Source organism: Arthrobacter sp. RIT-PI-e (assembly GCF_001187915.1).
In the GTDB taxonomy this organism is placed as follows: Bacteria; Actinomycetota; Actinomycetes; order Actinomycetales; family Micrococcaceae; genus Arthrobacter_D.
Genome location: NZ_LGIU01000074.1, coordinates 25,487 through 35,980 on the forward strand (window position 1 = coordinate 25,487; position 10,494 = coordinate 35,980).

Sequence of the window (10,494 nt, forward strand, 5' to 3'; positions counted from 1 at the left end):
TGGGGGCTGTGACGGGTGCTGCAGGGTCAGTCGGAGGTGAGCATGTCCTCACGCGTGGGCGGGTTGGCCCCCGCCCTGGACACCGTGATGGTGGCTGCACGTGCAGCATAGTGCAGCAGGTCCGTCACCTGCGCGAGGGTGATCCGGCGGAGGTCGTCGCGTCGCTGGGCGCCGTCGAGCTCGAGGTCGAGGAGTGCGCCGATGAGGGCGGACATGAACGCGTCACCGGCACCCACGGTGTCCACCACGCTGATCGGTGGTGCCGGCACCGCGACGTCCCCGGCCCGGCACACTGCCCAGGGCCCCCTGGAGCCGCGTGTCACGACCACTACGGCGGCGCCCGCGTCCAGGAACGCGCGCGCCGACTCCTCCGGTGTGCGGTCGGGGTACAGCCAGTCGAGATCCTCGTCCGAGGCCTTCACCACGTCGGCGTAGACGGCGAACTTCTCCACCTGCGCCCGGGCGAGCGCCACGTCGCGGATGATGCTGGGCCGGCAGTTGGGGTCGTAGGTCACCGTGACGCGCGGATGGGCATCGCGGACCAGGGCCAGGACGTCCTCCGCACCCGGCTCGAGCATCGTCGCGATCGATCCGGTGTGCAGGAGCGTGGTGCCGTCCAGCAGCTGCTCCTTGCGCGCGGCCAGGACGGGGAGCTCCCAGACCAGCCGGAAGTCGTACGCCGCACCACCGGCCGGGTCCAGGCGTGCGGTGGCCACGCTCGTGGGCAGTCCGTCCGGTTCCCCGGGGAAGAGCACCGAGTTCTGCCGGAGGTGGTCCTGGATCAGCTCACCGTACGCGTCGTCCCCGAACCTGCCCACGAACTGCGTGGGGAAACCGAGGCGCGCGAGCCCCACCGCCACGTTCATGGGGCTCCCGCCCACGTGTGCCCGCATGGGCGCGGTATCACTGACCACTTCGTCGATGAGGGTCTCCCCGATTACCGTAAGCACGCTTCGAACCTACCAGTCCTGCCCCCGGCGGGCCCCTTCCGCATCCTCCGGAGCAGCAGGGAACAAACCGTTCGATACATGCGTTTGCATCGACATACCGGCCAGAGTAGTCAGTACCGTCGAAGGAGCACATCGTGACCGCAGCCACCCAGGGTCTCCACCACGTCACCGCGATCGCCGGTGACCCGCAGCAGAACATCGACTTCTACATCAGGGGGTTGGGGCTCCGCCTGGTCAAGAAGACCGTGAACTTCGACGATCCCGGCACCTACCACCTCTACTACGGCGACGAATCCGGCCGGCCCGGCTCGCTGCTGACCTTCTTCCCCTGGAAGGGCATCCGCAGCGGCCACGTGGGCACCGGGCAGTCCACCACCACGGCGCTCTCCGTACCGCAGGGCTCGCTCGGCTGGTGGCAGGAGCACTTCAAGGGCCTCGGCGTGGACTCCACGGTCTCCGGCACCTCCTCCGAGGAGGAACGTCTCTCCCTGCGCGATCCCGACGGACTGCAGCTGGACCTCGTGGCCTCCTCCCTGACCGACCCCCGCGATCCCTGGGACTCCGCCTCGGTGCCTGCCGAGTACGCCGTGCGCGGTCAGCACTCCTCCGTGCTCACGGTGCAGCGCCCCGAGGAGACCCTCGAGACCCTCACTCGCCACCTGGGCCTGCGGGTCCTCCACGAGAAGGGCGGCCGGTACCGCCTCAGCACCCACGACGGCGAACCGGGCACGGTGGTGGACGTGGTCGCCGACCCCCGCGGTGAACGCGGGCTGGTGGCCGGCGGCACGGTGCACCACATCGCGTTCCGCGTACCGGACCAGCGGACGCAGGAACTGTGGCGCCAGGAGCTGGCCGAGCTCGGGTACGCCGTCACCGCCATCCTCGACCGCCAGTACTTCACGTCCATCTACTTCCGCGAACCCGGGGGCACCCTCCTGGAGATCGCCACGGACACCCCGGGCTTCGACATCGACGAGCCGCTCCTGGAACTCGGGCGCTCCCTGAAGCTGCCGCCGTGGCTCGAGCCGAGCCGCGACGCCATCTCCGCAGCGGTGGCGAGGATCGACGTCCCCGGGGAGAACAACCCCGGTGAAGCCCCCGCCGCCCGCTCCTCGATCATCGAGGAGCGAGCATGACCCAGCCCGCCGCGTGGCCGCACCTGTTCCGCGAGGGAGCTGCAGGCACTCCGATCCTGCTCCTGCTGCACGGCACCGGCGGGGCGGAGCACGGTCTCCTGCCGCTCGTGGAGCGGATCGCTCCGGGCGCCGGGTACCTGGCACCGCGTGGGCCCGTCCAGGAGAACGGCATGAACCGCTGGTTCCGCCGGTTCGGTGAGGGCGTGTTCGACGTCGACGACGTGGTGCGCCGCGCAGGAGAACTCGCCGAGTTCATCCAGCACTCCCACCACATCTACGGGCTCGCCGACCGCCCGCTCATCGCGGTGGGGCTCTCCAACGGGGCGAACATCGCCCTCGCCTCAGCGCTCCTGCAGCCCGCCACGGTCCCCGCCGTCGTCGCCTTCTCGGGCATGTACCCGCTCGAGGGACGCACCGTGGACGCGGACCTGCAGGGCTCGTCGGTGGCATTGTTCAACGGGAGGCAGGCCCCCCTGGCCCCGTTCGAGCGCGTGGCCCGCCTGCACTCCGTCCTTCAGAGCCGCGGCGCCGAAGTAACCCTGACCGCCCGCGAGGGCGGTCACGGGATCCACCCCACCGACGTGACCGGCGCAGCCGCCTGGATCACCTCCACCACCCGGAAGGAACAGCCATGACCGAGGTATCCACCGAACGCAGCGACATCGCCGCGAAGGCCACCGCCCTCGCCGAACTCCATGCGGCCCCGGAGATCCTGCAGGTGGTCAACGTCTGGGACGTCATCACCGCGAAGACCATCGCGGACCCCCCCGGTACCCGGGCCCTGGCCACCGCCAGCCACTCCATCGCCGCCTCGCTCGGCTACGAGGACGGCGAGAACATCCCCGTGGAGGAGATGATCACGGCGGTGGGCCGGATCGCCGCCGCCACCTCCCTCCCCGTCTCCGCCGACCTCGAGGCCGGGTACGGCGATCCCGAGGACACCGTGCGCCGCGCGATCGGCGTCGGGATCGTGGGCGCCAACATCGAGGACCGGATGCGGCCGCTCGCCGACGCCGTGGCCCAGATGGAGGCCGCCCTGCGGGCCGGGCAGTCCGAGGGCCTCGACTTCGTGCTCAACGCCCGGACGGACGCCTTCGTACTCGCCGGTGACCGGGACCCCGCCGAGGTACTCGCCGACGCCGTGGAGCGTGGCAAGGCGTTCCTCGACATCGGTGCCACGAACGTGTTCGTCCCCGGCCTGCTCGACGAGCACGCGGTCAGCACCCTCGTGGACGCCTTCGGACCCCGGCGCCTCAGCGTCATCAACGTGCCGGGCAGCCTCGCACCGGCCCGCCTGCAGGAGCTCGGCGTGGCACGGATCTCCTACGGGCCCTGGACCCAGCGCGTGGCCCTGACGGCGCTCGCGAACTCGGCCCGGGAGCTTCTCGCGGGCGGCACCCTCCCCGAGGAAACGCTTCCCCTGAACTAGGGAGCCGGCAGGCCCCGGTCATCCATCCCGGGAAGGGCCGGGGCCCTTGGTCCGCCGAGCGGCGTCGAGGAGCTCCACGATCCGCTGCCAGGCCTCCGAGCCCGGGGTGATCACCGCGAAGTGGTCGCCGGGCACCGGTATCAGCTCGGCGGGAGCACCTGCGTCCGTGGCAGCTGTCACATAGCTCTCCGACTGGCTGAACGGGACGGTCGTGTCCTCCATGCCGTGCACGGCATACACCGGCGCGGCCAGGGGCACGGCGGTCATCGGGTCGGCCAGCGCGTACCGTGCGGCGTCCTCCGGGTCGCCCAGCAGGTCCTCCACGGCACCGTTGCTCAGACCGAGCTCGCGTGCCTGCCGCAGATTCAGCACGCCGGCCTGGCTCACGACGGCGGTCAGCGGTACCGCCGGTGTCCCCGCGCCGGGAGCACCGGCCGGAAGACCCTCTCGCCCCGCCGCCCACACGGCGAGGTGACCCCCGGCGGAGTGGCCGAGCGCCGTCGTCGACCCGAGGTCCAGCCCGTGCTCCTCCGCCGCCACGGCGAGGTGGTCGATGCCCGCGGCGACGTCGTCGAACGTCGCCGGCCACCCGCCCCCATTGCCCACCCGGCGGTACTCCAGGTTCCAGCAGGCGTAGCCGCGCGAGACGAGATCCTCGGCGAGCGGCACCCCGAGCTCGGCGCCGTAGGTGGAGCGCCAGTAGCCGCCGTGGATGATCACCACCGCACCCTGCACCTGCTGACCCTCCCCGGGGAGGTAGAGGTCCGCGAACTGACTGGGATCCTCCCCGTAGGTGTAGCGCAGGGCACCCGACGGGACGGCGGTCTCCCGCCTGATGCCGCAGGCGGTGAGGATCGCGGTGCCGGCCGCCACCGCGAGGGTCAGGAGGGAACGCCGACGCAGAGGATCCATCCTCGAAGCGTAGAGGGTCGGTGGGTCTCGCAGGCCCGGCTGCCTTCCTGCGGGATGGAGTAACCTGACGGGATCGAATTGCAGCACGTACTCCCGGCCCGGGTCCTGCGCCGAGGGGTCACGGGGCGCGGAGGATGCGATCCGGTACGGGTGAGACCTCAAGAGGAAAGACGGAACCGATGCGGCCCATGCAGCATTCGAGCAAGATCAACGACGTCCGCTACGAGCTCCGCGGGCCCATCGCCCACGCCGCGAGGAAGATGGAGGCCGAGGGGCACCGGATCCTCAAGATGAACCTCGGTGACACCGCGCCGTTCGGGCTCGAGGCGCCGGAATCGGTGGTGGTGGACATGATCCGCCACCTTCGCGGCGCCCAGGGGTACAGCGACAGCAAGGGCATCTTCTCCGCCCGCACCGCGATCTCGCAGTACTACCAGACGCGCGGGCTGATGCAGATCGGCGTGGAGGACGTCTTCGTGGGCAACGGCGTCAGCGAGCTGATCTCAATGACGCTGCAGGCCTTCCTCGAGAACGGGGACGAGATCCTCATCCCCTCCCCCGACTACCCGCTGTGGACGGCGTCCGTCACGCTGGCCGGCGGCACGCCCGTGCACTACCTGTGCGACGAGTCGGCGAACTGGTGGCCGGACATGGACGACGTCCGGGCGAGGATCACCGAGCGCACCCGGGGGCTGGTGATCATCAACCCGAACAACCCCACCGGCGCCGTGTACCCGCGGCGGATCATCGAGGAGTTCGTGGAGCTGGCCCGGGAGCACGACCTGGTGCTGTTCTCGGACGAGATCTACGAGAAGATCATCTACGACGACGTCCCCCACATCCACACCGCGTCCATCGCCGACGACGTCTGCGTGCTCACCTTCAGCGGACTCTCGAAGGCGTACCGGATGCCCGGGTACCGGGCGGGATGGGTGGCGATCACCGGTCCGCGCGCCGCGACCCAGGCCTACCGGGCCACCCTGGAGCTGCTCGCCTCACTCCGCCTCTGCCCCAACGTCCCGGCCCAGTACGCCATCCAGACCTGCCTCGGCGGGTACCAGAGCATCGACGACCTCGTGCGGCCCGGCGGTCGGCTGCGTGAGCAGCGCGACCTCGCCCACCGGCTGCTCACCGACATCCCCGGGGTGAGCTGCGTACAGGCCGCGGGCGCCCTGTACCTCTTCGTCCGGCTCGATCCCGCGATGTACTCCTTCCCCAGCGACGAGCGCTTCGTCCTGGACCTGCTGGAGGAGCAGAAGATCCTCGTATCGCACGGCACCGCGTTCAACTGGGAGAAGCCCGACCACTTCCGCTTCGTGATCCTACCCACCACGGCGGACATCGAGGAGGCTGTCCGCCGGATCGGCGTCTTCCTCGGCACCCACCGCAGGAGTGCGCAGCAGGCCGAGCAGCTTGCTTTGCCCGCCGTCGGGTGAACCCGGACGACGACGGCGCGAGGTGGCGTCGTGTACCCGTGATCAGTCCCGTTGATCGATCCGGTGACCGAGCCGCTCGAGGTCGGCCTCGACCAGGCGGACATCACGGGCGAACTCGTCGTCGTCGAGCTCGATCTGGCGCACCGTGAAGACCACCTCGGCACCCTCCGGGTGGGACAGGACGCGGACGGGGTTCGTCACCACTGTCCCGGACGGCAGCCTCACGTCGTGGTCCAGGACGCCGAAGCGGTTGCGCTCGACGAAACGGACCTCCACTCGGCCCATTGGCGATTCCACCAGCAGTGCGTCGCCGTCCCGGACCACCTCGGCCTGCGCGAGACCGGCGGCCCAGGCGGGCAGGTTCCCGACGTCCGCCGCGTACTCGTAGACGACCTCCGGCGACGCGCGGATGACTCGACTCACGTGCCGGCTCCTCATGACGGCATCATGCGCCGGATCCGGTGGATGATCAAGCACACCCGGCAGGGGACCTACGGGTCCCCCGCGGAGGAGTCCGCGGTCTCCGGCCTGGTCGCACTCACGATCGTCGCGGCGGTGCGTCGTGATCCTGATCGAGGAACAGACGATTGCACTGCTGCTGCAGGGTGATCTCGTCCCACATGGGGTGCTGCGGCGCAGCGTTGGAACAGACGATCGTTCCCCAGGCACCGATCCGCACGGATTCCTCGACCGCACGCCGGCAGAAGGCTGCTCCGATCGGCCCGTCCTCGAAGTGGCTGGACAGTGGTGTGTAGCCGATCCAGCCCTCCCCGAACACGGTGGGGACACCGCGGTGCGCAGCATGGTCCGCAGCGACGTCGAGCCAGGTCCGCAGCTTCCCGATCATCTCGAGGTGGTGGAGTTGATACCGCTCGTAGAGGAAGAGGTCGAACGCTTCGCCATCGACCCAGTCCATGAAGTAGATCTCGGGTTTCCCCACGATCGTGGCGTCCATCTTCCACCCCACCGTCTCCGGGAGCACCCAACTGGTCGGTTCCGGCGCGCCGGGCCGCAGGAGGTCGGCGGCGTCGACGGCGTCGACCGGGAAATCCGCCAGCTCCCCGCGAAGATCGAAAGCCGCCGTCGCCTCGTCGAGCACACCGTAGACGTAGGGGTGTGTGACGAGAACATCGAGCTGGGCCGGGAGGGTACGCATGGCGGCGACGGGCACATGCGCGTAGTTGACGGTCACGGGACGCTGCGGGTGCCGTCGGTGGAACTCAGCGAGGCCCCGATCCAGACGGGGGCGCAGGGCATCGAGGAGCACCAAGTCGTCGGACGGGTCGCAGGGAAGATCCTCGGTGAGATACCCGTACTGCACCTCGTTGTGGAGCTCCGTGAACGCGATGCGGTCCTCGAGTCCGTGCTCGGTGAGGAAGTCGACGAGATCGGCCTGTGCCCGCGCCAGCACGAACGCCCTGTCCTCCGGGGTACTACCCGCAGCGCATCCCACCAGGCGCTGTCCGCGGAGAAGGCCGACGATTGCTGGTACTCCCACGAGGAGAGGATGACGTACATGTCACGACTCCTCAGCACCTCGAACAGGTTCAGGAGGTGCGCGCGGGCATCGATGACCGTCGGGGACACGACGTCGTACCAGCGGACGCGTTGGGCGTACTCCCCGCCGAGGCGGTCGAGCGTGAGCGACGTGGTGTCGAGGCCCGAGCCGAACAACAGGAACGGCATCGCGCAGATCCGCACGGTGTTGTAACCACGCTCAGTGGCTTCTTCCGCGGCCCGTGACAGATCAGCGAACCGCTCGTTCTCGCCCGTCCGCACGTACCAGGAGAAGTCCCACAGCGTGATCGTCAACCGGTGCGGCAGGTGCGGGGGGATGGCTACGGGGATATAAGGACCGGCGGAAGCAGTGGTCGGGTGATGTGGCACGCCTCGATCCTAGGCACGGGCTCCGTCCTGCGCGTAGCACGTTCGGACGGATGGACCTGGATGATCCGACGCCGGTTAGGGTGAGAGGATGTACTTACGGGACGGATTCCCGGGCCAGCGCTTGCGGGTGCTTCCCGCACCACTGGTCGATGCCGCGTTGCAGCGCCCGATCACCTCGACCTTGCTCGTGACGGATGCCGGTTACTTCCCGCACGCAGCCGCTCACGGCCGGCTGCGGCGCCACGGTGCCGACGAGACGATCGTGATCCTCTGCGCGAGCGGGACGGGGTGGCTCACCCTCGGCGACGGACGGCCGCATCGGTTGGATCCGGGATCGGCCGCGGTCATCCCGGCAGGTTCCCCACACCGCTACCGGGCGGACGAGGAGGACCCGTGGTCGATCTGGTGGGTCCATGCACGGGGATCGGGCATGGAGGATCTCGTGGAGGAGATCGTGCCCGGTGAGAACCCCGTGGTCCGGCTGCGTGACGCCTACTCAGCGATAGCGGCAGCGGAGGACGTCGTCGCCGCCCTCGAGCAGGACGAGACGGTACCGATGCTGTACCTGGCCACCGGGGCGGCCTGGCGGCTGTTCACGCAGCTCGCCTCCGAACGACTCCGGGGGGAAGCCCCCTCCGATGACCGGATGCAGACCGTGCAGCACTATCTCAGGACCCACCTCGCCACGACCCTCTCCGTGGACGACCTCGCGCGACGGGCGGGCTTGAGTACCTCCCATTTCTCCGCCGTCTTCAGGCAGAGTGTCGGGCTGTCCGTGGTGGAGTACCTCAAGCGGCTCCGGAGCGCGCGTGCACGCGAACTGCTGATCACGACCGACGCCCCTGTCGCGAAGATCGGGCAGGCGGTGGGATACGCGGACGCCTTCTACTTCTCCCGCCAGTTCCGGGCCGTGAACGGGATGAGCCCCACGGCTTTCCGCACACGGTCACGCGAGGACACCCGCGAGTGAGCAGGGGATGCCGCAGCGCTCACTCGCGCGAGAACAGCAGCAGCTCGGGAAGGCTGGTCGCGAAGTAGTCCGTCTCACCGCTGCCGTGGCGGGCCACCGGGGGGACGAAGGCGGTCCGGGCCTCACCCAGCGAGGCAGGAGGGTCCTGGACCGGTAGGCCGAGAGCATCACGTGCCCGGTCCCAGGCCCCGAGTACCCGGCCCTCGCCGCCCTCCCAGGGCTGGAAGACCCTCGCCTCGAGCAGCTCGAGTGCTTCACCGGCCCGTCCTGCGGAGACCAGGAGCTCCGCGTACTCCACGACCAGGTCATCACGCTCCACCACGTCGGACAGGCGCGACTCGAAGCGCTCCAACCGGTTCTCGGCCGGCTCACCGAGCCGTTGCGCCAGCTGATCCCGCTCGAAGAGCAGGCGGGAGTCCTTCGGGTCGAGTCGGAGTGCCTCCTCGTAGTGGCGCACCGCAGCATCGTCGTCATGCGCGACGTTGTAGGAGGCGAGGCCGGCGTTGCGATGGAGAATCGGGTCCTGGTTCCCCAGCTCGACGGCACGCTCCCAGAGTGCAAGGGCCTCCGTGCGGCGGCCGACGTCGTAGAGGAGCATGCCGAGCAGTCCCGCAGCCCCGGTGTCGTCCTGCCGCGCCGCGAGCGCCGAGACCAGGGCGTCATGGTCGTCGAGCCCTGCGGGGAAGGCCCAGCGCTGGTCGCAGGCCCCCGCGCTCTCCCGCGCGGCTTCCGCCTCCTTCCCCCGCCCTGCCCGGTCGAGGAGCTGGGCTCGGAGGTAGTGCGCCAACGGTGCAGCGTTGCCGGCCCCCGTCGGTGGGGCACCGGCGGCTCGTTCCAGCACCTCGAGGGCCGCATCGACCTCCCCCGCCTGTGCGAGTTCGACACCGAGGTCCTTGATCGCGCGGCCGTCCGACGGCAGTGTGCCGTCGGAGAGGAAGCGCAGCGTCGCGCTGAGCGGATCCTCGGCGAGCGCCTCGTCCAGCGCGGTTCGGCTCTCGGCGAGCCGCCCCGCGGAACGGAGCAGCACCACCCGCAGGATCGTACGGCGGCGGTCCGGTGCCGCGACCCTGTCCAGCGCCCCGAGGTCCTCGAGTGCGCGTCCGGTCCGGCCGCTCCGCGCGTACAGCCGCGCGAGTTCGAGTCCCGCGGCAGCCTGCTGAACGGCATCCCAGGAGGCTTTCGCCCACGCCTCCTCGGCCGCGGCAGGATTGCCGAGCCGGAACTCCACCAGCCCGCGCAGGTAGTACACCTCCGCATCATGGGGATTCGCATTGCGGCGGGGCACCCGTGCCCGGGCCTTCTCGAGGTGATCGAGAGCGATCCCATAGGCGCCCGAGCGGTAGGAGAGATCGGCAAGGGCGATGCGGACCCGGGAATCGAGCGGGTCCCGCCGGATGGCCTCGTTCCAGTAGCTCAGCGGGGACCGCGTCGGGTGCCGGTACTGCTGAAGATGCAGTCCGGTGAGGAAGAGTTCGTCGTTGCCGGCGATCTCCGCCGGGGCCGGCGGTTCCGTGGCCGTCCACGGTTCGGCCTCGTCACCCGACTTCGCCTCCCACGCCACGAGCACCTCGCCGTCGGCGCCCTGGAGTTCGATCACGACTCCGGGGGACCACGGGAGGGTCCCGGTGACCCGCCACACCTCGCCGGGAACAGGATGCCCGGTCTCCTCGTGCTCGACCCTCCCATCCGCACCTCGGACGAGCACGTGCGCGAAGGACCGCGGCGAGGTGACGGCGAAATCCGCGGTGATGACGTCGCCCGACCGGCGGCGGCA

General features: G+C 69.9%; 10 protein-coding genes and 1 pseudogene. 5 read left to right on the forward strand and 6 right to left on the reverse strand.

The features are described from left to right. Positions 1 to 26: 26 nt before the first annotated feature. Positions 27 to 950: a carbohydrate kinase family protein gene (locus tag AC792_RS10545; protein WP_049830483.1), complete on the reverse strand. Its 924-nt coding sequence runs from the start codon at positions 948 to 950 to the stop codon at positions 27 to 29. A gap of 134 nt (positions 951 to 1,084) precedes the next feature. On the opposite strand from AC792_RS10545, the gene AC792_RS10550 reads away from it, so the two are divergent. The 3 genes from AC792_RS10550 to AC792_RS10560 are packed head-to-tail and all read left to right on the forward strand — an operon-like array spanning position 1,085 to position 3,515. Further along, positions 1,085 to 2,086, forward strand: coding sequence for a ring-cleaving dioxygenase (locus AC792_RS10550; RefSeq protein WP_049830484.1), 1,002 nt, complete (start codon positions 1,085 to 1,087; stop codon positions 2,084 to 2,086). Next, positions 2,083 to 2,721, forward strand: a complete 639-nt coding sequence (locus AC792_RS10555) for an alpha/beta hydrolase (protein ID WP_049830485.1) — start codon at positions 2,083 to 2,085, stop codon at positions 2,719 to 2,721. Before AC792_RS10550 ends, AC792_RS10555 begins: the two co-directional genes overlap by 4 nt. Further along, positions 2,718 to 3,515 (forward strand): isocitrate lyase/PEP mutase family protein, encoded by a 798-nt coding sequence (locus AC792_RS10560; protein WP_049830486.1) that lies wholly within the window; start codon positions 2,718 to 2,720, stop codon positions 3,513 to 3,515. Before AC792_RS10555 ends, AC792_RS10560 begins: the two co-directional genes overlap by 4 nt. An 18-nt stretch (positions 3,516 to 3,533) precedes the next feature. Here the strand turns inward: AC792_RS10560 and AC792_RS10565 are convergent, their stop codons facing one another. Further along, positions 3,534 to 4,427, reverse strand: a complete 894-nt coding sequence (locus tag AC792_RS10565) for an alpha/beta hydrolase family protein (RefSeq protein ID WP_082177653.1) — start codon at positions 4,425 to 4,427, stop codon at positions 3,534 to 3,536. 179 nt (positions 4,428 to 4,606) lie between these two features. On the opposite strand from AC792_RS10565, the gene AC792_RS10570 reads away from it, so the two are divergent. Then, the gene (locus AC792_RS10570; RefSeq protein ID WP_049830487.1) at positions 4,607 to 5,863 is read left to right on the forward strand and encodes a pyridoxal phosphate-dependent aminotransferase; all 1,257 of its coding nucleotides are present in this window, start codon (positions 4,607 to 4,609) and stop codon (positions 5,861 to 5,863) included. Between the two features lie 42 nt (positions 5,864 to 5,905). Here the strand turns inward: AC792_RS10570 and AC792_RS10575 are convergent, their stop codons facing one another. From AC792_RS10575 to AC792_RS18200, 3 genes and pseudogenes are all read right to left on the reverse strand, one after another. After that, positions 5,906 to 6,286, reverse strand: a complete 381-nt coding sequence (locus AC792_RS10575) for an SRPBCC family protein (RefSeq protein WP_049830488.1) — start codon at positions 6,284 to 6,286, stop codon at positions 5,906 to 5,908. Positions 6,287 to 6,401: 115 nt separating this feature from the next. Next, positions 6,402 to 7,361, reverse strand: coding sequence for a hypothetical protein (locus tag AC792_RS17530; protein WP_235436633.1), 960 nt, complete (start codon positions 7,359 to 7,361; stop codon positions 6,402 to 6,404). 44 nt (positions 7,362 to 7,405) lie between these two features. Further along, positions 7,406 to 7,750, reverse strand: a pseudogene (locus AC792_RS18200) (cellulase-like family protein); the annotation flags it as partial. Positions 7,751 to 7,838: 88 nt separating this feature from the next. Between AC792_RS18200 and AC792_RS10585 the strand changes: the two are divergent. After that, entirely contained in the window at positions 7,839 to 8,720 is an 882-nt protein-coding gene (locus AC792_RS10585; RefSeq protein ID WP_049830489.1) for an AraC family transcriptional regulator, read from the forward strand. A 19-nt stretch (positions 8,721 to 8,739) separates the two neighbouring features. Here the strand turns inward: AC792_RS10585 and AC792_RS10590 are convergent. Then, a partial coding sequence (locus AC792_RS10590) for a tetratricopeptide repeat protein (protein WP_152916146.1) occupies positions 8,740 to 10,494 on the reverse strand: 1,755 nt, incomplete at its 5' end.